Source organism: Nocardia canadensis (genome assembly GCF_032656385.1).
Taxonomy (GTDB): Bacteria; Actinomycetota; Actinomycetes; order Mycobacteriales; family Mycobacteriaceae; genus Nocardia; species Nocardia canadensis.
In genome coordinates this window covers 1,513,304-1,537,017 of record NZ_JAVCWB010000008.1, presented here as the reverse complement: position 1 = coordinate 1,537,017, position 23,714 = coordinate 1,513,304, and the positions used below count along the sequence as shown (strand labels likewise).

Genomic DNA, 23,714 nt, shown 5'->3' with positions numbered 1-23,714 from the left:
GCGCCACCGCGACGCCGACAGCCGCTGACGCCGTCGGCCCGGACACCATCCGGCTCCGGCCGACATCGCTTCCGGTTGATATCGCCGATCTCAGCCGGTCGGCACGAGATCGGCGAGTCCGGTCATGGACCGGGGGAGCTCGCCGTGGTGGAGCACGCCCAGCCGCTGGGTGGCGCGGGTCAGGGCGACATAGAGCTCGGCCGCGCCGCGGGGACCGTCGGCGAGGATCCGTTCCGGCTCGACGACCAGGACGGCGTCGTACTCCAGACCCTTGGTCTCCGACGCGGTGACCGTGCCCGGCACCCCGGGCGGACCGATCACCACGCTGGTGCCTTCCCGCCCGGACTCCGCGCGAACGAATTCCTCGATGGCCGTGGCGAGTTCGTCCGTATCCACGCGGCGCGACCACGGCTGGACGCCACATGCGCGCACCGACTCCGGCGGCCGCACGTCCGGGGCGAAATCGGCGAGCACCGCCGCGGCGACGGCCATGATCTCGGCGGGGGTGCGGTAGTTGACGGTCAGCGCGCGATAGGCCCAGCGGCCCGGAACGTACGGCTCCAGCATCGATGCCCACGACGTCGCACCCGCCGCCGACCGGCGCTGCGCGAGATCACCCACGATCGTGAAGGATTTGCCGGGGCAGCGGCGCATCAGCACCCGCCACTCCATCTCCGACAATTCCTGCGCTTCGTCGACGACCACGTGCCGGTAGGTCCACTCCCGGTCCGCGGCAGCACGTGCGGCGAGTTCCCTGGTGTCGCGTTCGAGGAAGCGTTCGGCCAGATCCTCGCCGAAGAGCATGTCCTGGGCGAACAGGTGATCCTCGTCGTCCATGTGGTCCTCCCGGCCGACCATGTTCTCGAGCACCCGCGCGGCGTAGGCGGCCTCGGCCCTGGCCTCCCGCTCGGCGGTGTCGTCGACGGGCTGGTGCTTGCCCAGCAGGTCGACGAGTTCGTCGAGCAGCGGCACATCCGAGACGGTCCAGGCGGTGCCCTCGGCGCGATACAGCGCGGCATCGGCGCCCGCCGCCCGCAGCCGATCGTGCGACGAATACAGCTCGGAGAGCAGGGTTTCCGGCGTCAGGATCGGCCACAGGTCGTCGAGCGCGGCGGTGAACGCGGTGTGGTCGGCGAGTTCGGCGACCAGGTCGGCGCGCAGCTGTTCCCACGCCTCGCGGTCGTCGCGGGTGAGCCAGCCCTGCCCGATCCGGCCGATCGCGCGCTCGGTGAGGACGTAGGTGACGATCTCGCGGAACACCGCGCGCGCCTCGTTGTGCGGGCGTCCGCTCGCCCGTGCCTCCTCGCTCGCCCATTGCGCGGTCTCGGCGTCGATCCGCACGGTGACGTCGGCGAGCTCGATCGGCACCGGGCCCGCCGGCAGCCGCTGCCGGTCCGCGATCGCCGCGGCGAGGACGTCGAGGATCCGCAGTGAACCCTTGTGCCGTGCCGCTTCCGGTCCGTCCTCGGCGGTCACGCGCAGTCCCGGTACCAGCTCACCCGCGGTCGTGAAGACCACATTGGTCTCGCCCAGCGACGGCAGCACATGCGAGATGTGCTGCAGGAAGGCCGGGTTGGGCCCGACCACCAGCACGCCCTGGCGTTCCATCCGCTCGCGCTGGGTGTAGAGCAGATAGGCGACGCGGTGCAGCGCCACCACGGTCTTGCCGGTGCCGGGACCGCCCTCGATCACCAGCACGCCGGGATGGTCGAGCCGGATGATCTCGTCCTGCTCGGCCTGGATCGTCGCGACGATGTCGCGCATGCCCTCCCCGCGCGGCGCGTTGACGGCCGCGAGCAGGGCCGCGTCGCCACGCTCGTCGCCGTCCGGCCTGCCGAGCACCTCGTCGGTGAACTCGGTCACCCGGCGGCCGCGGGTGTGGAACTGGCGGCGCCTGCGCATGTCCTCCGGCGAGGCCGCGGTCGCGACATAGAAGGCGCGGGCGGCGGGCGCGCGCCAGTCGAGCAGCAGCGGCTCGAAGTCGTTCGCCTCGTCGAACAGGCCGATGCGGCCGATGTAGGACACCTCTCCGGAGAGCGCGTCGAGCCGGCCGAAGCACAGTCCGTTGTCGGCCACGTCCAGGCGCTTGGCCTCCTTGGCCAGCGCGCGGGCCTCGAAATCCCGGTCCATGGCCGAGACGCCCGTGCCGCGCAGTGTCGCGCTGTAGCGACCCTTCACCCTGGCGCGTTCGGCGTCGAGCCGCGCGTACAGACCGTCCACGTAGTGCTGCTCGGACCGTAGTTCGTCCTGATACCCCTGAGTTGACACCTGCCCTCACTTTCCCGGTTCACCGATCCCGGCGGAGCGCGTCGATCACACCCGTTTCCGCAGCTTCTGGCTACGGCGGACGATTATGCGGCACCACCGGGGCCTTGCGGCAAGGCCCCCTGTGCGCTATATGTTGGATACGGAAGGGGAGTGAGGACTCCTCCCGTCCAGTGCACAGGGGGCCGTGGGCACAGAGCATCGGGATCGGCGATCACGCCGTCCGGTCGGCCTCCTTGCGGGTCAGGAACGCCAGTACCGCCGACTCGAATTCGTCCTTGCGCTCGATCATCGCCCAGTGCCCGCAGTTCGGGAACACGTGCAGTTCGGCGCGCGGGATCGTGCGCATCGGGATCAACGCCATATCCAGCGGGCTCACCCGGTCGTCGCGGCCCCAGGTGATCAGGGTCGGCGCCTGCACCTTGTGCAGCATCGCCCACGGCGGGGGCGCGTCCGAGGCCTCCATCGCCCGCACCATCATCGCGAACGCGGTCTTGCTGTACATCCGGCGCGCGCTGTCGAGCGTGGCCGGATCGGTGGCCTGGGTCCAGCGCTCCTCGATGAGCTCGTCGGTGACCATGGCCGGGTCGTAGACCATCGAGTGCAGCCACTGGATCAGCCGCTCGCGGGTGGGCTCCTCGGTGAACTCCTGCAGCAGCTTGATGCCCTCGCCGGGACCCGGGCTGAACAGGTTGCGCCCGATGCCGCCGATCGTCACCAGCTTGCCGACCCGCTCCGGATGCGCGATCGCGTAGTTGAGCGCGACGCCGCCGCCCATCGAGTTGCCGATGATGTCGACACTGTCCAGGCCCAGCGCATCGACGAAGCGGACCACCGCGTCGAGCGCGGTGACCATCGGATGCCCGCCGAAGTCGTCGCTCACCCCGAAGCCGGGGAATTCCAGGACCAGGCACCGGAATCGGTCGGCGAACGTGGCGAGATTGCCGCGGTAGTTGCGCCACCCGGTGACCCCGGGGCCCGACCCGTGCAGCAGCAGCAGCGGCGGACCGTCGCCGGCCTCGTGGTAGCGCAGCACGCCCGCGTCGGTGCGGATCTCGCGCAGGGTGGCCTCGTAGCTCAGCTCGGTCATGCGTGCGTGCCCCCGTCGATGCGGATCTCGGTGCCGGTGATGAACGCGCCGTCCTCGGAGACCAGCATCGCGATCACGCCGGCCACCGCGCTCGGATCGCCCATGCCCGCGCCGCCGGATTCCTGATCGGTCGGCAGGGCGGGCGACAGCTTCGAGAACAGCGCCCAATCGGCGTCGGCGGGCACGTAACCCGGTGTGGCGTCGGTGATGCCGGACTTGATGCTGCCCGGCGCGACGCACACCGCGCGCAGGCCCTTGCCGCCGTATTCGAGGGCGATGGCGTGGGTGAAGGACTGGATGCCGCCCTTGCTCGCCGCGTAGGCCGCCATGTAGGGGTGCGCGAAGGCCGCCGAGGTGGAGCTGAAGTTCACGATCGTCGCGCGCGGGTTGGCCAGTAGGGCGGGCAGTGCTTCGCGGACCACCAGGAAGGTGCCGGTGAGATTGACCCGCAGGATCAGCTCCCAAAGCTCGAGGGAGGTCTGCTCGGTGTGCGAGGCGCGCAGGATGCCCGCCGCGTTGACCAGCGAGTCCAGCCCACCGAGAGTCTGCACCGACGAGCGCACGCCCTCGATCACCGACTGCTCGTCCCCGATGTCGAGGGTCAGAGTGGTCAGCCGGTCCGCGGTGCCGCGTTCGGTGGCCCGCGCCAGGGTGGCCGCGAGACCGTCGGCCGACACGTCGGCGCCGACCACTCGGGCGCCCTCGTCGAGCAGCCGGAGCACGGTGGCCTGTCCGATGCCGGACGCGGCGCCGGTGACCAGTGTCCGGTGGCCGTCGAGTCTGTTCATGAGTCGTCTCTCCTAGGTGTGGGGGTCAGCCGAGCCGGCCGGGAACCGGCTCGTGCCGCAACTGATCGGTCGCCAATTCGCCCGCGCGAACCGCGTCGTCGATCGAATCGCGCAGTGCCGAGCAGGTGGGGATCCAGCTGCTCGGCTCGCCGAGAGCCGCGCGCCGGGCGAATTCCGGGCAGGCGGACTCGGCGTCGTCGAGCCACTGGACGCTGGTGTGGCTGGGGCTGAACTTCTCGGCCAGCACCTTGTTGCCGCAGCTCGCGCATTCGACGGGATGCATGATGCCCGCCTCAGCGCTCGCCCGCGGCGTGCCGCGCGCCGACGTAGCCGAACACCATCGCGGGACCGATGGTCGCGCCCGCGCCGGCGTAGTCGTTGCCCATCACGGCCGCGGAGGTGTTGCCGGCGGCGTAGAGGCCGGGGATGGGCGAGCCGTCGGCGCGCAACACCTGGGCGTCGGCGTTGTAGACCAGACCGCCCTTGGTGCCGAGGTCGCCGATGCGCACGCGCAGCGCGTAGTACGGGCCCTTGTCCATCACATCGAGCGCCGGCGTCGCCAGCGTCGGGTCACCGTAGTAGTTGTCGTAGGCGCTGTCCCCGCGACCGAAGTCGGCGTCGTGGCCCGCGCGCGCGAATCCGTTGAACCGGTCGACGGTCTCGCGCAGCGTGGTGACGGGAACACCGATCGCGGCGGCCAGGCCGTCGATGTCGGGTGCGCTCTGCACCAGACCGCTCGAGGTCCACGCGGCGGGGAACTTCTGCCCGGGCACGATGCCGCCGATGGGATAGCGGCTCTTGGCCTTCGCGTCGAAGATCAGCCAGGCCGGGTCGTGGCTGCCGCGCAGCTGGGCGTGCACGAACGTGACGTACGGCGAGGCCTCGTTGGTGAAGCGCTTGCCGGAGCTGTCGACGATGATCGAGCGCGGGATCGACCGCTCCGAGACCAGCACCTGATTGATGCCGTCGGGCCGCTGGAACGATGGCATCCACCACGCGTCGTCCATCAGATCGACCGCGGCGCCGACCCGCTCGCCCGCGACGATGCCGTCACCGGTGTTGTCGGTCGAGGCGGCGCTGAAGTTGTCGCGTCCGCCCTCGGGCAGATAGCGCTTGCGCATCGCCTGGTTGTGCTCGAAACCGCCGGTGGCCAGCAGCACTCCGGCGCGCGCCCGGATCCGGATCTCGCGGCCGTCGCGTTCGGCGACGACGCCGAGCACCGCGCCCGACTCGTCGGTGATCAGCGAGCGCAGCGGCGTGTTCAGCCACAGCGGCACGCCCGCGTCGCGCAGGGCCAGCCGCAGCCGCGCGATCAGCGCCCGGCCCAGGGTGTCCATGTGCCTGCGCAGCAGGATCGCCTTGACCGCCCGCAAGCCGGTCAGCAGCGCGGTCCAGCGCGCCTTCCAGGTGCGGGTCACCATATTGAGCTGGACGAAGTCCTTGGAGGTGATGAACAGCCCGGGCGGGGTCGCCAGCGCCGCCGGGCGCAGCAGATCCTCGTCCTCGCCGAGCTGCTTGAGGTCGACCGGCAGCGGTTCGATGGAGCGGCCCGCGGGACGACCGCCCGGCGCCTCGGGGTGATAGTCGGAATAGCCGGTGCACCACTGGAACCGCAGGTGCGGGCTGGTCTCGAGGAAGGCCAGCATGCGCGGGCCCTCGTCGATGAAGGCGTCGAGGTTGCCGGTGGGCACCCGGTCGCCGACGACGGCGTCGAGGTAGGCGCGCACATCCGCGCGGGAATCGCCGAGACCCTCGCGCAGCAGCGTCGGATTGTTCGGCACCCAGATCCCGCCGCCCGAGAGCGCGGTGCTGCCGCCGTACACCGCGGCCTTCTCGATGACGAGGGTGTCGAGCCCGCGATCGGCGGCCGCGAGCGCGCCGGTCAACCCGCCCGCGCCGCTGCCGACGACGAGGAAGCCGACTTCGTGATCCCAGTGTTGTTCGGTCGCAGTCACTCTCGCCTCGCTCAGCCGACGACCATGTCGTCCTGGGACCAGAACGCGCGCATGCTGGTGATGCGGGCGTCCTCGTCGAAGGTCATGACATCGATCGGATCGAGGGTGAACTTCTGGTCGCCGAACTCGGTGACCACCCGGAAGCTGAACGCGGCGCTGTCGCCCGCGACGCGCACGCTGAACAGTTCCGTCGAGCGCCGCAGCGGCTCGATGGCCTCGTAGAACTTCGTGATCGCGGCGTGGCCGACATGCGGTTCGGAGCCGACCGGATCCTCGACCGTCGCGTCCTCGCGGTAGAGGGCGACGACGTCGGCAGCCGTACCGCTGCCGACGGCCTCCACATATTTGCGCACCGTCGCGCGAATGTCGTCCGCTGAAGCCATCGTGTTGCTCCTGAAATGTCGAGAAGTGGGGATCTGTGAACCGAACCACATCCGGTGGCCGGTGGACACGGGTCCCTCCCGGCCAGCGGGAGGGACCCGAGCGGGCCTATTCGCCCAGCATGTGCCGCACGGCGAGGTGGCTGAACAGCATGGACGCGCCGATCGGGTTGCCACCGCCGGGGTAGACCTCACCGCTGACCGCGGCCATGGTGTTGCCCGCCGCGTAGAGGCCGGGGATCGGCGCGCCGTCGCGGCCGAGCACCCGCGCCGCCGAGTCGGTGCGCAGGCCGCCCTTGGTGCCGAGGTCGGAGATGCCGAACGCCGCGGCGTGGTACGGGCCCTTGTCGATGGTCACCAGCGGCGGTTCGCCGCCGGAGAAGGCGCGGTCGTAGGCCTCGTCGCCGCGCCCGAAATCGGGGTCGACGCCGGTGGCGACCATGCCGTTGAACCGTTCCACGGTCGCCTCGAGATTCGCCGCGGGCACACCGATCTTCGCGGCCAGCTCGGCGAGGGTGTCGGCGGTGTGCCACAGGCCCGCGTCGACGTATTTCTGCGTCTCGACCATGGACACGTTGGTGGCCTTGATCGGCGGCACCTCGCCTTCGGTGTCGTCGTAGATCATCCAGAACGGCAGGGTCAGGCCGCGCTCGGTCATCTGCCGGATGACCTCGCGGCCGAGCCGGTCGTAGGGCGCCGACTCGTTGACGAATCGGTTGCCGTCCTGGTCGACGAAGATGCCGCCGGTGAACCACAGCGCGAACGCCGAGCGCCCGTCCGGGTGGGTCAGGCCCGGTGACCACCACGCCTGATCCATGAGATCGGTGTCGGCGCCCGCCGCGATGCCTGCCTGGTGCGCCAAGCCCTGATTTCCCCAGGGTCCCATGGTGTCTCGCGCCTCGCCGGGCACGCCGTAGTGCTTGCGCAGCTCGTCGTTCTGCTCGAAACCGCCCGCGGCGAGTACCACGCCGCGGCGCGCGCGGATCGCGACCCGGTCGCCGTCGCGTTCGACGATCGCACCGGTCACCACACCGTCCTCGACGACCAGCTCCACCAGCGGCGACTCCAGGTAGAGCTTGGCGTGCGGGTAGGTCGACAGCGCGCGCAGCATGCGCCCGATCAGCGCCTGCCCGCCGATCAGCAGCTCCGGCAGCGCGGCGCCGAGCCGGTCGGTATCGAGCGGTCCGCGCAGCGACTCGCGCAGCTCGCCCAGCTCGGCGGCGGGCAGCGGCGTGGGCATGATGTGGCGCTGCCCGTCGAGCCTGGCCTTGGGCGCCTTACCGAAGTAGTCCGGCCACGGCAGCATCTGGAACTCGAAATGATCGTCGGCTTCGAGGTATTCGATGAGGTCGCGACCCCGCCGCACGTAGGTCTGCTGCAGCTCGTCGGGGGTGCGGTCGCCGACGACGGCCCGGTAGTAGGTGAGCGCGTCGTCGAGGGTGTCGTCGGTGCCCGCGCGCTCCAGCACCGGGTTGCACGGGAACCAGACGCCACCGCCACCCGAATACGCCGTCGTGCCGCCGAACTTGTCGGTCGCCTCGACCACCGCGACGCTGAGCCCTTCGCGGGCGGCGGTGTAGGCGCCGGCCAGGCCACCGCCCGAGCCCGCGACCAGCACGTCCACCTCGTCGTTCCAGTCCACCACTGTTTCCTCCTGGTACCACCTCGTTGTGGCGATGACGGTAGGTCGGGTGACGGCGGTCACGGAGCGGACCATCCCGATCACCGGGAGGCGATCGGGACCCGAACGTGCCGGTCAGCGGGAAGGACGTCTGCTCTCCCGGCCCGCGCGTCCTTAGCGTCGCTCGCAGAGAACCGGTCTCCATCGAAAGGTAGGCACTGTGAACCCCGAGACCCCATCGGTATCAGTGAAGGGCCCGGCCGACGTCGACGTGGTCGTCGTCGGCGCCGGCATCGCCGGCCTGTACGCACTGCACCGCTTCCGCGGCAGCGGACTGACCGTGCGGGTGTTCGAGGCAGGCGAGGGCGTGGGCGGCGTCTGGTATTGGAACCGCTACCCGGGCGCGCGGTGCGACGTGGAGAGCGTGGACTACTCGTACTCGTTCGACGACGCGCTGCAGCAGGAGTGGAACTGGAGTGAGAAGTACGCCACCCAGCCCGAGATCCTGTCCTACCTCGAACACGTCGCCGATCGCTACGACCTGCGCCGCGACATCGAATTCGGCACCCGCGTCACCGATATCGTGCTCGACGAGCGGACCCTGCGCTGGCAGGTCGACACCGACACCGGCCGGACCGTCTCGGCCCGGTTCGTCGTGCTGGCCACCGGTCCGCTGTCGAACGCGAACACCCCGGCCATCGACGGCCTCGACTCCTTCGCGGGCCGGGTGCTGCACACCTCGCACTGGCCGCACGAAGGCGTCGACCTGACCGGACAGCGGGTCGGCGTGATCGGCACCGGATCCTCCGGCATCCAGACCATCCCGTGCCTGGCCGAACAGGCCGAGCGGCTGCACGTCTTCCAGCGCACCGCCAATTACAGTGTGCCCGCGGGGAATACACCGCTGAGCGAGGCCGACCGGCAGGCGCAGAAGGCGAACTACGCCGAGCGCAGGCGGCTGTCGATGGCCAGCGGCGGCGGTTCCCCGCATCAGGCGCACCCGATGTCCGCCCTCGCGGTGAGCCCGCGGGAACTGCGCGAGGCCTACGAACAGCGCTGGGCCCTGGGCGGCGTGTTGTTCAGCAAGACCTTTCCCGATCAGCTGGTGAGCCTGGCCGCCAACGACACCGCGCGGGAGTTCTGGGAGGAGAAGGTGCGGGCCGTGATCGACGACCCGCGGGTCGCCGACCTGCTGGTTCCGCGTGATCACCCGATCGGCACCAAGCGGATCTGCACCGACACGAACTACTACCAGACCTACAACCGCGCCAATGTCGAGCTGGTGGACCTGAAGGCCACCCCGATCAGCCGCATCGACGCCGCGGGCGTGCACACCACCGCGGCGCACTACCCGCTCGACACCCTGGTGCTGGCCACCGGATTCGACGCGATGACCGGCTCGGTGTCGCGGATGAACATCGTCGGCCGCGGTGGCGAATCGCTCAACGAGGCCTGGCGGGAGGGACCGAAGACCTATCTGGGGCTGGGCGTGACGGGCTTCCCGAACCTGTTCAACCTGACCGGCCCCGGCAGCCCGTCGGTCCTGGCCAACATGGTGCTGCACTCGGAACTGCACGTCGACTGGGTGGCCGAGGCCATCGGTTACCTCGACAGCAGGGGAGCGGTGGGGCTCGAGGCCAGGCCGGACGCGGTGGCCGAGTGGGTCCGCGAATGCGCGAGCAGGGCCGCGGGAACGCTGATGACCCAGGCGAATTCGTGGTACCTGGGCGCCAACATCGAGGGCAGGCCGCGGGTGTTCATGCCCTTCGTCGGTGGCTTCGGGGTCTACGGCGAGATCATCGCCGAGGTCGCGGCCGCGGGATACAAGGGTTTCGACGTCCTCGAGGCGTGAGACACGACGGCGGGGKGGTCCGGATCGGACCACCCCGCCGTCGTCGGTCAGGCCGCGAMCCCGCCGAACCCGCCGCGGTAGTACAGCAGCGGCTTACCACCTTCGGTGGCCCGCAGATCGACGATCCGGGCCAGCACCACCGTGTGATCGCCCGCGTCGTGCTCGAGCTCGACGCTGACCTCGATGTGGGCCAGCGCCCCGGCCAGCGCGGGCGCGCCGTTGCCCGCCCGGTCCCAGTCGACGCCGGCGAACTTGTCGGCGCCGCTGACCGCGAACCGGCGGCACAGCTCGCTCTGCTCCTCGGCCAGGATGTTGATGCACAGGGCGCCCGCGGCGCGCAGCAGCGGCCAGCTGGTGGAACTCTTGGCCGGGCAAAACGACACGTACGGCGGGTCCAGCGACACCGACACCACCGACTGGCAGGTGAAGCCGAGCGGCCGCGTCCCGTCGTGAGCAGCGATCACCGCGACGCCGGTCGCGAAATGACCGAGCACTCTGCGCAGGTCGGCGGGGGCAGGGATACCTGCGTCGACGACGACGTTGTCTGCATTCATAGGGGTCCTCCCGAACGGAATTCGTTGCCCCCACGATCCGTGGTGAGCGGGGACCGGCTCAAGACGTTCTCCCGGTCAGCGGTTGTCGGCGGGCAAAAGGTGGTACCCGCGGTTGCTAACATGCACCGATGGCGACTCCCGACCCCGATCCCGGCGTGCCCAACCTGCCGCCGACCAGCTGGGCGGTTCTCGCCATGCTCTCCTACGAGGAAGAGGTCTCCGGCTACGACCTGAAGAAGTGGGCCGACTGGAGCCTGCGCTACTTCTACTGGACGCCGTCCTACAGCCAGATCTACGCCGAGCTGAAGAAGCTCGAGCAGCACGGTTTCGCGAGCTCCCGGCTCGACCACGACAACGCCATGCGCGGCAAGCGGCTCTATCGGATCACCGACGCGGGCCGGGCAGCGGTGACGCTGTGGTGGAACAAGGCGCCGGTCGATCCGTCGGTGCTCAAACACCATGTGCTGGTGCGGGTCATGTTCGGTCACCTCGGCTCGCCGGATCGGCTCAAGCAGATCCTGCGCGACCACATCGACGACGTCGACCAGCTCGAGCAGCGGGCCGCGATCGACGCCGAGGCCGCCAAATCCGAACCGGGCTGGGCCTATTCGCAGATCGTGCTGCAGTGGGCGCAGCGCCACTACGCGGCCGAGCGGGAACTGGCCCAGCAACTGATCGACGACATCGACAACGCGGCCACGATCCTGGCCGGTGCCGAACACGACGATCGCGCCGACTACCCCCACCCGACCCCGGGCCGCTGGCGCGAGATCGAGCAGCGGGTCCGCGAGGAAGAGGGCCTGCAGCACGACCCGGCGGAGTAGGTGTGGGGGCGCTCGCGGCCCCACGACCGATTACTTCGCGGTCAGCCGCTGGGACCGCGTGATCATCGACGACCCGCTGACCGGGTCGCCGATGATCGTGCCGCGGCCGCGTGAGGCGTTCAGCGCGTGCCCAGTGCCTCGCGCACCATCGCCCAGATCTCGGCGCGGGCGGCGGTGGTCGCGGCCAGCGACGGGATGGTGAGAAAGCCGTGGAACAGGCCGTCGTAGCGGCGGTGCCGCACCGCGACGCCGTCGTCGGCGAGCCGGCGCGCGTAGGCGTCGCCCGCCGAGCAGGGCGGGTCGAGTTCGGCGGTGATCACGATCGCGGGCGGCAGGCCGGCCAGCGAGGCGGCCCTGGTCGGCACCAGGCGGACGTCGTCGGTGCCGTGCGGGGCGTACTGCCGCCAGTACCAGCGCATCGCGCTCGTCGTGTTGTAGTGGCCGGTGCCGAAGCGCCGATAGGACTCGGTCTCGAAGTCGTCGTCGATCACCGGGTACAACAGGATCTGCGCCGCGACCGCGGGGCCGGCGCCGTCGCGGACCGCGATGGCCACGGTCGCGGCGAGATTGCCGCCCGCGCTGTCGCCGGCCAGCGCGATCCGCGCCGGGTCGCCGCCGAACGCGCCCGCGTGCTCGGCCACCCAGCGCAGCGCGGCGAGGACGTCCTCGTGCGCGGCGGGTCCCCGGTGCTCGGGCGCGAGCCGGTAGTCGACCGCGACCACGATCGCGCCGACTCCCTCGGCCATCGATCGGCAGAACTCGTCGTGACTGTCGAGATCGCAGAACACGAAGCCGCCGCCGTGGGCGAACACGATCACCGGCAGCGGTGATTCGTCGCGGTGTGGCCGATAGACGCGCAGAGTCAGGTCGCCGTCGGGGCCCGCGATGACGATATCGCGCGCCTCGCGCATGTCGGGCAGGTACTTCAGCGGCGCGCGCCTGCCGAGGATGGCGGCGCGCACCTCGGCGGCCTGCATCGTGGCGATGTCGGGGAAACCGGCGTCGAGCGCGGCGAGCATCGCGGCCACTTCGGGGTCCGGCACCGCACCCGGTCCGGTGGTGGGATAGACGCGGACAGTCACTGACCCTCCTGGAGATTCTCGCGACGCGGTCCGACGGTCGAACCGGTCGTCGGCCCACCGTAGAGCCGGGCCGCGGCGGTGCGGACCCCGTTCTCCCGCTGGGCGGAAACCCCTGGTCGACGTGCCACGCGAGGTGCCTACCGTCGGCCCATGAACACCACGAAGGTCTACGTGACCGACACCGTTGTGACGAAACCCGGGCGGGCCAGGGACTTCGTCGACGCCTATCTGCGTGAGTACGTGCCGGGGGCCCGCGAGCGAGGGATGACGCTGGAGCGGATCGTGGTGAGTCCACCGATCTGGTTTCCCGACGAGTCCAACACCGTCACCGCGACCTGGGTGCTCGACGGCGCCGAGGGGTGGTGGGCGATGACCTGGCAGGGGCGCTCCGATCCGGCGGTGCGGCGGTGGTGGTCCGGCGTGGACGACCTGGTCGCGCAGCGCACGCGCTGCACCGGCGCCGAGGTGTCCGATGTCGAGCGGCTCGCCGATGTTTGAGGTCGTTCGGCTGGTGCATTGTGCGGCGGCGGGCGGTCCGGCGGCGGATCGGCTCAGGACCGAGCTGGGTGCGGCGGTGTCCGGGATGGCCCGCCGGGTGCTGGTCCAGCCCACGCTGCCGGGGGTTCGCAACGGCGGTGACGTGCTGGCGCACCTGCGCTTCGACGGGGCGGCGGAGTGGCGGGCCTGCGCGGGTGCGGTCGACGCGGTGCTGGCCGATCCCGGCATCACACATGTCGACGGCGCCGAGTACGACGGCGGCATCGGCGGTTTCGCCGAGCCTCGCGCGCCCGGCTCGGTGTACCGGGTGCTGCTGTTGCGGGTCGCGCCGCAGACCCCGGACGCGACGGTGGAGCGCTTCGAGGCGGACCTGCTGCGGATGCCGCGCTATATCCCGACGATGCTGTCCTGGCGGTTGAGCCGGGTGCGTCGCGGCATCGGGTCCGTGCCGTGGACCCATGTCTGGGAGCAGGAGTTCACCGATCTGGACGGACTCGACGGCCCGTATCTGATGCACCCGGTGCACTGGGCGCACGTCGACCGGTGGTTCGATCCGGAGTGCCCCGACGTGATCGTGCGCGACCGCGTCTGCCACAGCTTCTGCGAGAACGACCCCGCCTGACCCCGGCCGCCGCCCGCTCCCGCCGGGCGGCGTACCGCGCGATCACGCGTAGCGGGGCGCGCGGTGGTCGGTGGCGACCCGGGCCGCGGGGCCGACGCCCAGCGGGCGCGGATGCTGCTGCAGGGTGGGACGGACCCGCACTCGGCCGTCGTCGACGTGGCGCCAGATGTTGAGCGCCGTCGTGCGCACCGGCGCGCTGAGCCGATGGTCGAACACCATCCGGTCGATCGGCCCGCACACCGACACCGCGGCCACCGCGGACTCACCGAGATCGCCGATCGGGGCGGCGATGCAGCCGAAGCCGGCCAGTGATTCCTCGCGCTCGACCGCGACCCCGTGCGCGCGCACCTTGTGCAGTTCGAGATCGAGCTGGGCGCGGGTGGTCAGCGAGTACTTGGTGCGCGCCGTGGCCTGACCGGTGACGACCTCGGCCAGCCGGTGCTCGTCGGAGTAGGCCAGGATCGCCTTGCCGACCGCCGTACAGTGCGCGGGCCGCCTGCCGCCGACCCGCGTCGGCACCGCGGCGGCCAGATCGCCGCCCACCTTGTCCAGGTACACGACGTCGGGACCGTCCAGCACGGCCAGGTGCACGACGAACCCGGTGACCCGGTGCAGCTCGTGCAGGAACGGCATCGCCGCGCGATGCAGCCGGTCCTGGTGCACGGCCAGCGAGCCGAGCTCCATCAGCCGGATCCCGAGCTCGTAATCGCGCCCTTCGCGGCGGAGCCAGCGCAGTTGCACCAGCCGTTCCAGCATGCGATGCGCCGAGGACCGGGGTAGCCCGGTCCGCCGGACGATCTGGGCGAGCGTGAGCCTGCCCGGGCCGTCGAAGGCGTCGAGCAGCAGGGACGCGCGATCGAGGATCGCACTGGGGGTGGTGGCCTCGGCCTGGATGACCATGGAGCGCTCCATTTCGGATCTACGAGCTGATGCCCAGTCGCATATTTCGATTAGGCATATACCTATTGATACCATCCTCTGTGTCCGTTGTCACATGAATCCTCGAACTGTGTGCAACGACGACGGCCCCCGTATCGAGCGGAGAGCTCGGTACGGGGGCCGTCGAAGGGCTGCGCGCGACTACATGGCCGCGAGCGGCTCGCTGCCGGACCAGTCGTGGCCCCAGTAGCTGTCGGCGGTGATTTCCTCGGCGGTGTAATAGGTCTCGTCGACCCGCATCCCCTCGGTGCCGAACTCCACGTCCCAGCCGCCGGGCGCGCGCACGTAGAAGGACACCATCTTGTCGTTGGTGTGCCTGCCCAGCGTCGAGGACACCGAGAAGCCGTCCTTGGTGACGCGGTCCAACGCCTGGCCGACCGCGTCGAGGGTGTCGACCTCCACCATGATGTGCACCAGGCCGGGGGCGCCACCGTGCGGCGCGGGGCACAGCGCGAGGCTGTGGTGGCGCTCGTTGACGCCGAGGAAGCGCACCCGCATCGGCCCGAACTCCGGCGGCGCCGGGATCCGGAACGCGCCGCGCGGCAGGAAGCCGAGCACGTCGGTGTAGAAGCCGAACGCGCCGTTGGGGTCCATGGTCGGCAGGACGACATGGCCCAGGCCCTGCGCGCCGGTGACGAACTTCGCGCCGAACGGCGTCACCACCGGGCTGTGGTCGAGCACCGCGCCGTGGAAGACCTCGAGCGTCGCGCCGGTCGGGTCCTGGAAGGTGATGACCTCCTCGACCCGGCGCGCGTCGGCCTCCTCGACCGAGAGCGGCTTGACGGCGATGCCCGCCGCGGTGACCGCTTCCTGCACCCGGACCAGGGCCGCGTGGTCGCGTACCTCCCAGCCGATGGTCACCACCGCGTCGCTGTCGCCCGGCACGACCGTGATGCGCGCGGCGCGTTCGTCCATCCGCAGGTACAACGCGTTCTCGTCGGGTCCGCTGCCCTGCGCGAAGCCGAGCACGTCGAACGCGAAGGTGCGCCACCGGTCCATGTCGGCGGTCTGGATCTTGACGTAGCCGAGGCCTTTGATGTCTGTCATTTCCGTTGTCCTTCGTGGTGTTTCGGGTCAGATCATCGAGCGCAGGTGGTCCGCGGGCTCGAGACCGAGGGAGCTGACGGCCGAGGCGTGGTAGACGGTGCTCGGCACATGGATGGCGTGGGCGAGGCCCACGTGCGCGTCGCGCCAGTAGCGCTGCAGCGGCTTGTCGGTCCGCATCGCGTTGCCGCCGGAGCGCGCGAAGATCTGGTCCACGGCCGAGACCGCGCGCCAGGCCGCGCGGACCTGGGTGCGCCGGACCGCGGCCCGCTCGGCGAAGCTGATCTCCTTGCCCGCGTCGACGGCGTCGAAGATCTGGTCGGCGTTGGCCAGCAGTTCCTGGCGCGCGGCGTTGATGTCGGCGGCGGCCTCGCCGATGGCGAACAGTACGTACGGATCGTCCTTGACCGCGGTGCCCTGCGCGCCGACCCGGTCGCGCTGGTAGTCCAGGTGCGCGGCCAGCGCGCCCTCGGCGATACCGACCACCGCGGAGCTGATGCCCAGCGGGAACATCGTCGACCACGGCATCTTGTACAGCGTCTCGGTGACCCCGTACTCCTTCTGCGCGGTGCCGTCGATGACATGGTCGCCGTTCATCACCCGGTAGTCGGGCACGAACGCGTCCTTGACGATGATGTCCTTGGACCCGGTGCCCTTGAGGCCCACCACATTCCAGGAGTCCTCGACGATCTGGTAGTCCTGGCGCGGCAGGATCATGTGCAGCATCGTCGGCGGCAGGGCCATCGAGCCGTCCGGGTTGCCGAGCATGGCGCCCAGGAAGATCCAGTCGCAGTGATCGGTGCCCGAGCTGAACTGCCAGCGGCCGTTGAAGATATAGCCGCCGTCGACGGGTCGGGCGATACCGGTCGGCGCGTAGGGCGAGGCCATCCAGGTGTCGTGGTCGTCGGCCCACACCTCGTCCTGCACCTTCGGATCGGCGAAGGCCAGCTGCCACGGGTGCACGCCGACGATGCCGGCGATCCAGCCGCTGGCCGGATCGAGCGCGGCCGTGGCCATCACCGTCTCGGCGAACTCGCGCGGATGCGCCTCGTAGCCGCTGTACTTCTTCGGCTGCAGCAGGCGGATCGGGCCCGCCGTCTTGAGCAGCTGGGCCGTGGCATCGGGCAGCTGCCCGAGCCGCTCGGCCTCCGGGGCCTGATCGCGCAGCTGGTCGGCGATCGCGGCGATGTTGTCGAGAACCTTGGTCATCGCAGGTGGTGCTTTCTGTTCGGGGTGGGAGAAGTCAGGACATGGTGTCGACGATGGCGCCGCGGGCGATGTTGTCGGCCACCTCGGCTTCCCAGCTCGTCACCGCGCGGTCGGTATCGATCTCGAACTCGAAGCGCTTGGTCATATCGTCGGTGACGTCCTCGACGTCGACGTAGAACTGCTTGTACCAGCGGCGCAGCTGGTAGACCGGCCCGTCCTCCTCCGAGAGCAGCGGGTTGTCGATCGGGGCCTTGTTCTTCCAGATCGCCACGTCCTGCTCGAAGCCGACGGCCACGCCCGCGGCGAACTGCTCGGCCATCGCGGTGGCGTCGGCGTCGGACATGCCCTCGGGCTTCTTGACCATCGCGCCGTACTGCAGCACGAAGGAGTTCTCGTCGACGGGATAGTGGCAGTTGATCAGGACGGTCTCGATCGTCATGCCCTGTGCCTCGCTCCAGAGCCAGTCGATCATGTAGGAGGGGCCGAAGTACGAGGCGTCCGAGCGCAGGGTCGAGTTCGGATCGTCGTAGTTGGTGCCGACGGTGATGTCGTGGCGCGGGGTCGAGCGCATGTACTGGGTGGCGACGTGGCCGTCGAAGACGTTCTTGAAGTAGCGCGGGAACGAGTAGTGCACGTAGAAGAAGTGCGCCATGTCGACGACGTTGTCGACGATCTCACGGCAGTGCGAGCCCTCGATCAGGATCGAATTCCAGGTGAAATCGGTCCATTCCGGGGTGCCGTAGCCCTCGATCTCGGGAATGGTCACCTCGTCGGTGGGCTTGCTGCCCTGCGGGTCGTTCCAGACGAAGAGCTGGCCGTTGCGCTCGAGGGTCGGCCAGGAGCGGGTCTTGGCCAGCGGGGGCACGCGGCGCGCGTAGGGGATCGCCGTGCACTTGCCGTTGCCGCCCCAGCGCCAGTCGTGGAACGGGCAGGCGATCGAGTCGCCCTTGACGGTGCCGTGCGCCAGGTTGCCACCCATGTGGCGGCAGAAGCCGTCGAGCACGTGCAGCGCGCCGTCGGATTCGGACTGGAACACCACCAGGGTGGTGCCGAACGCCTTCACCTCGTGCGGCTTGCCGTCGCGGAACGACGAGAGCAGGCCGAGGCAGTGCCAGCCGCGCGCGAAGCGGGTCGGTGCGGCAGCGGCCTCGATCTGTCGGTAGTCGGCGGTGGCGTCCAGTGATCGGCCGTTCGGCGGGTTCTCCGGCATCGAAACCTCCATGTATCGGACGGAGTGGGATGAGCTGCGCCGATGGTCGCGCCGCCGAGGGGGGTCCGCGCCGGTGGGTTCCCGGTCAGCGGACATGTTTTCGCGGTGTGCGCCCGGCGTCCCGATCAGCGGGAGAGGAACCGGTCACAAGCGTGCGGGCCGCCCTACGGTGACGGCATCCGCCGGACGAGAGGAATGACCATGGGTACCGTCGCGATGGTTCTGGAGACCGCCGACATCCGGATGTTCGCCGAGGCGGCGCGCTCCCACAATCCGGCCTACCGGCTCGCCGAGCGGCCCGTGGTCCCGCCGACCTTCCTGCCCGCCGACGGCTTCGGCACCACGGGCGGCCGGGCGGAGACCGATCATCGATTCTTCGGCCCGCCGCCGCGCGCGGGCGACCAGCTGACCGCGATCCGCGCCGGGGCGCCCGGCGCCCCGGCGGTGAGCGCCGCCGAGTCGCTGACCCGCTACTTCGACCGCACCGGCGGACTCGTCGCCGAGTCCTGGGCGGCGGCCGAACCCGCACTGGGCGAAGCGGTGTCGCCACAGGCCACCGCGCTGCTGGCCACCTACGCCACCGATTGGCTCGGCGCGGAGCACATCCGCCGGTTCCGCACCAGGGTGCTGCGCGCGTTGCCCTCGGGCGAAGTCATGACCTGCGCGGGCCACATCACGCAGAGTTACGTGCAGGACGGCGAAGCGCGCGTCGACGTCACCCTGTCCGGGACCGATGCCGCGGGCGAGGTCGTCGTCCGTGCGTGGGCGACCTTCGCCCGCGACTGACCATGCCGACCAGGAGCACCATGACCGACACCGCCCCCGACCTCGCCGCCCGGATCACCCGGCTGGAGGCGATCGAAGCGATCACCGCCCTCAAGCACCGTTACTTCCGCGCCTGCGACGCCAAGGACCCGGCCGGCTTCCGCGACTGCTTTGTCGCCGCGGGCGCCGAACTCGACTACGGCAGCCTGGGCGCCCACGACGCCGACGGCATGGCCGCCGTCTTCACCTCGATCGCGCTGCGCCGGGTGGACGGCAAGCCGGTCGTCCTCGACATGCACCACGGCGTGCACCCCGACATCACCGTGCACGACGACACCACCGCGAGCGGCCGCTGGACGCTGCGCTTCCGCCAGCTGAACCTGCTCGCGCGCACCGAGACGGTGGCCACCGGCGAATACGCCGACGAGTACCGCGTCGAGGACGGGCAGTGGAAGATCGCGCGCTGCACGTTCACCCAGCTCTGGTCGCTCACGCGTCCGCTGAGCGAGGACGCTCAGGTGGAAAACCTCTGATTCCGCACCGCGCGGGGGCTCACGATGGTGAGGTGTTCATAGTGCACAACGACGTTCGGAGGTAGGACATGACGCGACGATACGAGGGCAAGGTCGTCTTCATCACCGGTGCGGCCCGCGGTCAGGGCCGGGCCGAGGCGATTCGCTTCGCCGAGGAGGGCGCCGACATCATCGCCATCGACGCGTGCGCGGATTTCGCCAGCACCAGCTACCCGGGTGCCACCGAGGACGACCTGGCCGAGACCGTGCGGCTGGTCGAAGCGGCGGGCGGCAAGATCGCCGCGAGCAAGGCCGACGTGCGGGATTTCGCGGGTCTGTCGGCGGCGCTGGCGGCCGGGATCGAGCAGTTCGGCCGGCTCGACGTCGTCGTGGCCAATGCCGGCATCTGTTCGGCGGCGATGTCCTGGGAGATCACCGCCGAGCAGTGGCAGGAGACGGTCGACGTCAACCTGACCGGCGTCTTCCACACCGCCAAGGCCGCGATTCCCTACCTGATCGAGCAGGGCGAGGGTGGCGCGATGGTGTTCACCAGCTCGGTCGCCGGTCTCAAGGGCATTCCGTTCACGGCTCACTACGTGGCCACCAAACATGCCATTACCGGGCTGGCCAAGACGATGGCCAACGAGCTGGGCCAGCACCGGATCCGGGTCAACACCGTGCATCCGGCGGGTGTCGCGACCGGCATGCAGATGGCGGAGATGGGTCCGCTGTTCGAGCAGCACGCGGCCACGCTCGCGCCCATCTTCATGAACGCCCTGCCGACCTATATCACCGAGGCCTCCGACATCGCGGCCGCCGTCGCGTGGCTGTGCTCGGACGAGGCTTCGCAGGTCACCGGCGCGCAGATCCCGGTGGACATGGGCAACCTCAACCGCTGAACCTCCGCTGGATTGGTATTTTTATACCGCCACCGCTAGGGTTGGTATGAAAATACCAATGGAGGCGTGATGGTGGAGTTGAAGACGCCCGCGGAGATCGAGCGGATGCGGGTGACCGGCGCGTTCGTCGCCGACGTGCTGGCCGGCGTGCACGCGAAGGCCGCCGTCGGGGTGAACCTGCTCGAGCTCGAAGAGTATGTGCGGGAACGGATTCGCGAGCGTGGCGCGGTGTCGTGCTACTGGGACTACGCCCCCTCGTTCGGTCGTGGACCGTTCCGCAACACCGTGTGCCTGGCGGTCAACGACGCGGTGCTGCACGGACTTCCGCACGATTACGTGCTGCGCGACGGTGACGTGCTCACCGCCGACCTGGCCGTCACCATCGACGGCTGGGCCGCCGACTCGGCCGTGACCACCATCGTCGGCACGCCGGCCCCGGCCGATCAGCGGCTGGTGCGGGCCACCGAGGAGGCTCTCGCCGCCGGGATCGCCGCCGCGCGGCCGGGCAACCACCTCGGTGACATCTCCGCGGCCGTCTCGGCGGTCGCGCGCGCGTACGGCTACCCGGTCAACACCGAATTCGGTGGGCACGGCATCGGCCGGACCATGCACGAGGATCCGCACGTGTCCAACACGGGACGGGCGGGGCGCGGGTTCCGGCTGCGTCCCGGGCTCACGATCGCCATCGAACCCTGGTTCGCGGCGAGCACCGCGACGGTCGTCACCGACGCCGACGGGTGGACGATCCGTTCCGCCGACGGGTCCCGGTGCGCGCACAGCGAGCACACGATCGCCGTCACGGCCGACGGGCCGAGCGTCCTGACGCTGCGTGATTGAGCGAAAAATCCGCGCCGGTCAGGCGGATTCGGCGACCTGCTCGGTGCGGTAGACCTCGGCGAGCTCGGTCAGCGGGAGCGTCAGCGCCTCGGCCAAGCCGACGACGGTGCCGAAGGCGGGCGAGGGCAGCCGGCCGGATTCGATCTTGCGCAGGGTCTCGGGCGAGATGCCCGCGGCGCGCGCCACCTCGGCGAGATCGCGCTCACCCCGCGCCGACCGCAGACGGCGGCCGAGGCGACGGCCTGCTTCGACTTGGGCCGGGCTGAGGGGAAGACGCACCATGGCTCCGAGGGTAGGTGGGGTATTTCTATACCGCAAGCCGCGGACGGGCCGGTGATCACCTGGATCACCGGCCCGTCCGTCGCGGGGCTCAGTGCGCGGTGCCGCCGGTGGCCGGCGTGCGACCGTGCCGCATGACCACGGCCAGGACCAGGGCGACGGCCGCCGCGGCGCCGCAGACCCAGAAGCCCAGCTCGTATCCGCGATCACCGAACACGTCCGGAATCGGCGCGGGCGGCTGCGCCTGTCCGCCCACGCTGACCAGCGCGGTCATTCCGTTGGCATGCAGGAACGCGGTGACGATGGCCAGGCCGACGGCGACGCCCATCGACTGCATGACGCCGAGCATGCCCAGGCTGATGCCCTGCTGCTCCTGCGGCACCGCCTCCACCATGAGAATCGGCATGGCCGCGTAGTAGAAGCCGAACCCGATGCTGAACACCGCGTTCACGAGCAGGAACACCGTGCTGGTGTGCGGCAGGACGGCGAAGGCCACGGCCGAACAGACGAAGATCACCAGCGCGACGACCAGCGGCAGCCGAGCGCCCACGCGCCGCGCGATGACGCCGGCGAGCGCACCGCAGACCATGGTGACCACGGCGCCCAGCAGGGCGATACGCAGCGCGAACTCGAGCAGGGTGTAGCCGCTGCCGTAGGTGTAGCCCGGGTCCAGCGTCACCTGGACCGCCTCGGCGGGCAGCGGCTGACCGGTCATGGCCTGCACCTTGGCGAGAATGCCCTGCTGCGCGCCCGCCGCGACGGTCGCCTCGTCGGGCGTCTGGGACATGTAGGCGATGGCGTAGGAGACGACGCCGATCTGCAGCGAGGCGAACAGCGCGCCGGCCAGCACCAGCGCGACGCGCGGGTGGAACAGCAGTTGCATGTCCATGATCGGTTGCGCCACCCGGGTTTCCACCAGGACGAACAGCAGCAGCAACACGACGCCGGTGATCACCCAGGCCAGCGTGGTCGGCCGCGCCCAGCCCCAGTCGTGGCCCTTGTCGAGGTAGATCAGGATCAGCGCGGCACCACCGGCGAGCAGCAGCGCGCCCACGTAGTCGATCCGTTCCCGCACGCGCAGCTTGGATTCCGGGACGATGAAGTACACCAGCGGCAGCATCACCAGGGTGAACCCGGCCAGGCACCAGAAGATCGCGCGCCAGCTGTAGTTGTCGACCAGGAAGCCGCCGAGCAGCGGTCCGGCGATGGCGGAGACGCCGAGGCCGGTCGCGGTCACGCCGAGGCCGAGCGGAACGTACTTGCGCGGCATCAGGTCCCGGATCAGGCCGTAGGCGATGACCGCCGTCGCGATCGCGGTGGCCTGCAGGCATCGGCCGAGCAGGAAGATGCCCCAGTTCGAGGTCGTCGCGTCGAGTACGCAGCCGATCATGAACAGCAGGCCGCAGATGAGGAACATCCGCTTCTTGCCCCACACGTCGCTCATCTTGCCGATGAGCGGTGAGGCGGCGGCGCCGATCAGGCCGAAAACGATGATGGCCCAGTTGATGTTCGCGCCGACGCCGGGAAAGGTCGGGGCGATCTTCTGTAGCGCCGCCGACACGATCGTGTACTGCATCGGCGCGATCTCGGTGAACAGCACGATCACCGCGAGGACGGTGAAGATGCGGGCACGGGACGCGCCGTCCAGTCGGCCGGTGTCGTTGTCCGGGTCGGTCGCGACAGGACTCGACGGCTTCGGATCTTCAGGAATGGTGGACATGCCACGCTCCGTTGTTCGGGAATTACTTCGAGAGGGAGTGGAGCGCCGCCGATCGAGTGTGACGTAGATCGCACGACTTCCGACTCGGAGTATGTGACCCTACCGAACGCTAGGTTGGTGAAGTTATGCAAACGTTATGTTTGCTCCCGCTGAGTGGGTGAAAGCAGCGAGACGAAGTCCCGACAGGCGGCCGCCAGGTCGATATCGTCCCTGGCCAGCAGCCATTGGACCTGCAATCCGTCCATCACCGCGAGCAGCAGCGGCGCCGCCCGTTCCGGGGTGAGGCCGCCGGGGAGGTGGTCGCCGAATTCGGCGCGCAGCAGCGCGGCGAAGTCGGCGCGAGCCTTGGCGTAGCGCTCGGTGAAGAACTCGCGCGCCGGATGGTCCTCGGTGACGGACTCGCCTGCCAGGACTGTGAAAGCCTGGACCAGGTCCGGACGTTCGGCGTTGTATTCCACGATCTGCTCGAGGTGGGTCAGTCGCGCGTCGGTCAGCCGGCCGACGAACGCCGCGAAATCCCAGCGGTCGCGCGCTTCGAGGACGCCGCTCAGCAGGGCGTCCTTGCTGGGGAAGTAGTGCAGGACGCCCGCGGGGGTGAGACCGACGCGATCGGCCACCGCGGCCAGGGAGGTGCCCTGGTAGCCGCGCTCGGCGATGAGGGTGGTCGCGGCGTCGATGATGGCCGCCCGTCGCGCTTCCGCCTGGGCCGCCCGGCCGCCTTGTTGTCCCCGAGTCACTCCGCGAGCGTATCGGCCCGGTGCGCGGCGGC

24 protein-coding genes are annotated in these 23,714 nt (G+C 70.0%); 8 read left to right on the top strand and 16 right to left on the bottom strand.

The features are described from left to right. Positions 1–90 precede the first annotated feature (90 nt). The 7 genes from helR to Q7X29_RS20940 form a co-directional block, all read right to left on the bottom strand. Entirely contained in the window at positions 91–2,268 is a 2,178-nt protein-coding gene (helR, locus tag Q7X29_RS20970; protein WP_316575140.1) for an RNA polymerase recycling motor ATPase HelR, read from the bottom strand. 211 nt (positions 2,269–2,479) lie between these two features. Next, positions 2,480–3,355, bottom strand: a complete 876-nt coding sequence (locus Q7X29_RS20965; RefSeq protein WP_316575139.1) for an alpha/beta fold hydrolase — start codon at positions 3,353–3,355, stop codon at positions 2,480–2,482. Continuing rightward, positions 3,352–4,143 (bottom strand): SDR family NAD(P)-dependent oxidoreductase, encoded by a 792-nt coding sequence (locus Q7X29_RS20960; protein ID WP_218722295.1) that lies wholly within the window; start codon positions 4,141–4,143, stop codon positions 3,352–3,354. The genes Q7X29_RS20965 and Q7X29_RS20960 overlap by 4 nt, the downstream gene beginning before the upstream one ends. A 25-nt stretch (positions 4,144–4,168) precedes the next feature. Continuing rightward, positions 4,169–4,426, bottom strand: coding sequence for a hypothetical protein (locus Q7X29_RS20955; protein ID WP_218722296.1), 258 nt, complete (start codon positions 4,424–4,426; stop codon positions 4,169–4,171). A 10-nt stretch (positions 4,427–4,436) separates the two neighbouring features. Next, on the bottom strand, positions 4,437–6,098 hold the full coding sequence (locus tag Q7X29_RS20950) for an FAD-binding protein (RefSeq protein WP_316575138.1): 1,662 nt from the start codon (positions 6,096–6,098) through the stop codon (positions 4,437–4,439). Between the two features lie 11 nt (positions 6,099–6,109). Then, positions 6,110–6,481 (bottom strand): nuclear transport factor 2 family protein, encoded by a 372-nt coding sequence (locus tag Q7X29_RS20945; protein ID WP_218722298.1) that lies wholly within the window; start codon positions 6,479–6,481, stop codon positions 6,110–6,112. Between the two features lie 106 nt (positions 6,482–6,587). Further along, a complete protein-coding gene (locus Q7X29_RS20940) occupies positions 6,588–8,123 on the bottom strand; it encodes an FAD-binding protein (protein WP_308248716.1) in 1,536 nt (511 codons plus the stop codon). Positions 8,124–8,319: 196 nt separating this feature from the next. On the opposite strand from Q7X29_RS20940, the gene Q7X29_RS20935 reads away from it, so the two are divergent. Further along, positions 8,320–9,951 (top strand): flavin-containing monooxygenase, encoded by a 1,632-nt coding sequence (locus Q7X29_RS20935; protein ID WP_316575137.1) that lies wholly within the window; start codon positions 8,320–8,322, stop codon positions 9,949–9,951. A gap of 47 nt (positions 9,952–9,998) precedes the next feature. Here the strand turns inward: Q7X29_RS20935 and Q7X29_RS20930 are convergent, their stop codons facing one another. After that, on the bottom strand, positions 9,999–10,505 hold the full coding sequence (locus Q7X29_RS20930) for a flavin reductase family protein (protein ID WP_316575136.1): 507 nt from the start codon (positions 10,503–10,505) through the stop codon (positions 9,999–10,001). 128 nt (positions 10,506–10,633) lie between these two features. Between Q7X29_RS20930 and Q7X29_RS20925 the strand changes: the two genes are divergently transcribed. Beyond that, the gene (locus Q7X29_RS20925; RefSeq protein ID WP_218722302.1) at positions 10,634–11,329 is read left to right on the top strand and encodes a PadR family transcriptional regulator; all 696 of its coding nucleotides are present in this window, start codon (positions 10,634–10,636) and stop codon (positions 11,327–11,329) included. Between the two features lie 119 nt (positions 11,330–11,448). Here Q7X29_RS20925 and Q7X29_RS20920 read toward each other — a convergent pair whose 3' ends face one another. Next, the gene (locus Q7X29_RS20920; RefSeq protein WP_316575135.1) at positions 11,449–12,411 is read right to left on the bottom strand and encodes an alpha/beta hydrolase; all 963 of its coding nucleotides are present in this window, start codon (positions 12,409–12,411) and stop codon (positions 11,449–11,451) included. A gap of 150 nt (positions 12,412–12,561) precedes the next feature. Between Q7X29_RS20920 and Q7X29_RS20915 the strand changes: the two genes are divergently transcribed. Continuing rightward, complete coding sequence (locus Q7X29_RS20915) at positions 12,562–12,909, top strand: hypothetical protein (RefSeq protein WP_218722303.1); 348 nt, start codon at positions 12,562–12,564, stop codon at positions 12,907–12,909. Next, a complete protein-coding gene (locus Q7X29_RS20910; protein WP_218722304.1) occupies positions 12,902–13,531 on the top strand; it encodes a Dabb family protein in 630 nt (209 codons plus the stop codon). The genes Q7X29_RS20915 and Q7X29_RS20910 overlap by 8 nt, the downstream gene beginning before the upstream one ends. Before the next feature lie 42 nt (positions 13,532–13,573). On the opposite strand, the gene Q7X29_RS20905 is transcribed toward Q7X29_RS20910, so the two are convergent. From Q7X29_RS20905 to Q7X29_RS20890, 4 genes are all read right to left on the bottom strand, one after another. After that, positions 13,574–14,431, bottom strand: a complete 858-nt coding sequence (locus Q7X29_RS20905; protein ID WP_218722305.1) for an IclR family transcriptional regulator — start codon at positions 14,429–14,431, stop codon at positions 13,574–13,576. Between the two features lie 180 nt (positions 14,432–14,611). Further along, positions 14,612–15,517 (bottom strand): biphenyl-2,3-diol 1,2-dioxygenase, encoded by a 906-nt coding sequence (bphC, locus tag Q7X29_RS20900; protein WP_218722306.1) that lies wholly within the window; start codon positions 15,515–15,517, stop codon positions 14,612–14,614. Positions 15,518–15,544: 27 nt separating this feature from the next. Then, a complete protein-coding gene (locus Q7X29_RS20895; RefSeq protein WP_218722307.1) occupies positions 15,545–16,723 on the bottom strand; it encodes an acyl-CoA dehydrogenase family protein in 1,179 nt (392 codons plus the stop codon). 34 nt (positions 16,724–16,757) lie between these two features. Beyond that, positions 16,758–17,933: a Rieske 2Fe-2S domain-containing protein gene (locus tag Q7X29_RS20890; protein ID WP_218722308.1), complete on the bottom strand. Its 1,176-nt coding sequence runs from the start codon at positions 17,931–17,933 to the stop codon at positions 16,758–16,760. Positions 17,934–18,134: 201 nt separating this feature from the next. Here Q7X29_RS20890 and Q7X29_RS20885 point away from each other — a divergent pair, with 201 nt between their 5' ends. From Q7X29_RS20885 to map, 4 genes are all read left to right on the top strand, one after another. Then, on the top strand, positions 18,135–18,719 hold the full coding sequence (locus Q7X29_RS20885) for a hotdog family protein (protein WP_316575134.1): 585 nt from the start codon (positions 18,135–18,137) through the stop codon (positions 18,717–18,719). Between the two features lie 20 nt (positions 18,720–18,739). After that, entirely contained in the window at positions 18,740–19,231 is a 492-nt protein-coding gene (locus tag Q7X29_RS20880; protein ID WP_316575133.1) for a nuclear transport factor 2 family protein, read from the top strand. Between the two features lie 68 nt (positions 19,232–19,299). After that, positions 19,300–20,109, top strand: a complete 810-nt coding sequence (locus Q7X29_RS20875; protein WP_316575132.1) for a mycofactocin-coupled SDR family oxidoreductase — start codon at positions 19,300–19,302, stop codon at positions 20,107–20,109. 69 nt (positions 20,110–20,178) lie between these two features. Next, a complete protein-coding gene (map, locus tag Q7X29_RS20870; protein WP_316575131.1) occupies positions 20,179–20,946 on the top strand; it encodes a type I methionyl aminopeptidase in 768 nt (255 codons plus the stop codon). An 18-nt stretch (positions 20,947–20,964) separates the two neighbouring features. On the opposite strand, the gene Q7X29_RS20865 is transcribed toward map, so the two are convergent. The 3 genes from Q7X29_RS20865 to Q7X29_RS20855 all read right to left on the bottom strand — a co-directional run bounded on the left by Q7X29_RS20865 (position 20,965) and on the right by Q7X29_RS20855 (position 23,682). Then, positions 20,965–21,228 carry a helix-turn-helix domain-containing protein gene (locus Q7X29_RS20865; protein WP_218722313.1) on the bottom strand — a complete coding sequence of 88 codons (264 nt, stop codon included), beginning with the start codon at positions 21,226–21,228 and terminating at the stop codon, positions 20,965–20,967. 88 nt (positions 21,229–21,316) lie between these two features. After that, on the bottom strand, positions 21,317–22,945 hold the full coding sequence (locus tag Q7X29_RS20860; protein WP_218722314.1) for an MFS transporter: 1,629 nt from the start codon (positions 22,943–22,945) through the stop codon (positions 21,317–21,319). A 134-nt stretch (positions 22,946–23,079) separates the two neighbouring features. Beyond that, entirely contained in the window at positions 23,080–23,682 is a 603-nt protein-coding gene (locus Q7X29_RS20855; protein WP_218722315.1) for a TetR/AcrR family transcriptional regulator, read from the bottom strand. Positions 23,683–23,714: the final 32 nt, after the last annotated feature.

Excerpts from the sequence above, each read along its gene's own strand:
- Q7X29_RS20965 (WP_316575139.1), bottom strand. The coding sequence starts at position 3,355 with ATGACCGAGCTGAGCTACGAGGCCACCCTGCGCGAGATCCGCACCGAC.
- Q7X29_RS20960 (WP_218722295.1), bottom strand. The coding sequence starts at position 4,143 with ATGAACAGACTCGACGGCCACCGGACACTGGTCACCGGCGCCGCGTCC.
- Q7X29_RS20955 (WP_218722296.1), bottom strand. The coding sequence starts at position 4,426 with ATGCATCCCGTCGAATGCGCGAGCTGCGGCAACAAGGTGCTGGCCGAG.
- Q7X29_RS20945 (WP_218722298.1), bottom strand. The coding sequence starts at position 6,481 with ATGGCTTCAGCGGACGACATTCGCGCGACGGTGCGCAAATATGTGGAG.
- Q7X29_RS20925 (WP_218722302.1), top strand. The coding sequence starts at position 10,634 with ATGGCGACTCCCGACCCCGATCCCGGCGTGCCCAACCTGCCGCCGACC.
- Q7X29_RS20915 (WP_218722303.1), top strand. The coding sequence starts at position 12,562 with ATGAACACCACGAAGGTCTACGTGACCGACACCGTTGTGACGAAACCC.
- Q7X29_RS20910 (WP_218722304.1), top strand. The coding sequence starts at position 12,902 with ATGTTTGAGGTCGTTCGGCTGGTGCATTGTGCGGCGGCGGGCGGTCCG.
- Q7X29_RS20905 (WP_218722305.1), bottom strand. The coding sequence starts at position 14,431 with ATGGTCATCCAGGCCGAGGCCACCACCCCCAGTGCGATCCTCGATCGC.
- bphC (WP_218722306.1), bottom strand. The coding sequence starts at position 15,517 with ATGACAGACATCAAAGGCCTCGGCTACGTCAAGATCCAGACCGCCGAC.
- Q7X29_RS20895 (WP_218722307.1), bottom strand. The coding sequence starts at position 16,723 with ATGACCAAGGTTCTCGACAACATCGCCGCGATCGCCGACCAGCTGCGC.
- Q7X29_RS20890 (WP_218722308.1), bottom strand. The coding sequence starts at position 17,933 with ATGCCGGAGAACCCGCCGAACGGCCGATCACTGGACGCCACCGCCGAC.
- Q7X29_RS20885 (WP_316575134.1), top strand. The coding sequence starts at position 18,135 with ATGGGTACCGTCGCGATGGTTCTGGAGACCGCCGACATCCGGATGTTC.
- Q7X29_RS20880 (WP_316575133.1), top strand. The coding sequence starts at position 18,740 with ATGACCGACACCGCCCCCGACCTCGCCGCCCGGATCACCCGGCTGGAG.
- Q7X29_RS20875 (WP_316575132.1), top strand. The coding sequence starts at position 19,300 with ATGACGCGACGATACGAGGGCAAGGTCGTCTTCATCACCGGTGCGGCC.
- map (WP_316575131.1), top strand. The coding sequence starts at position 20,179 with ATGGTGGAGTTGAAGACGCCCGCGGAGATCGAGCGGATGCGGGTGACC.
- Q7X29_RS20865 (WP_218722313.1), bottom strand. The coding sequence starts at position 21,228 with ATGGTGCGTCTTCCCCTCAGCCCGGCCCAAGTCGAAGCAGGCCGTCGC.
- Q7X29_RS20860 (WP_218722314.1), bottom strand. The coding sequence starts at position 22,945 with ATGTCCACCATTCCTGAAGATCCGAAGCCGTCGAGTCCTGTCGCGACC.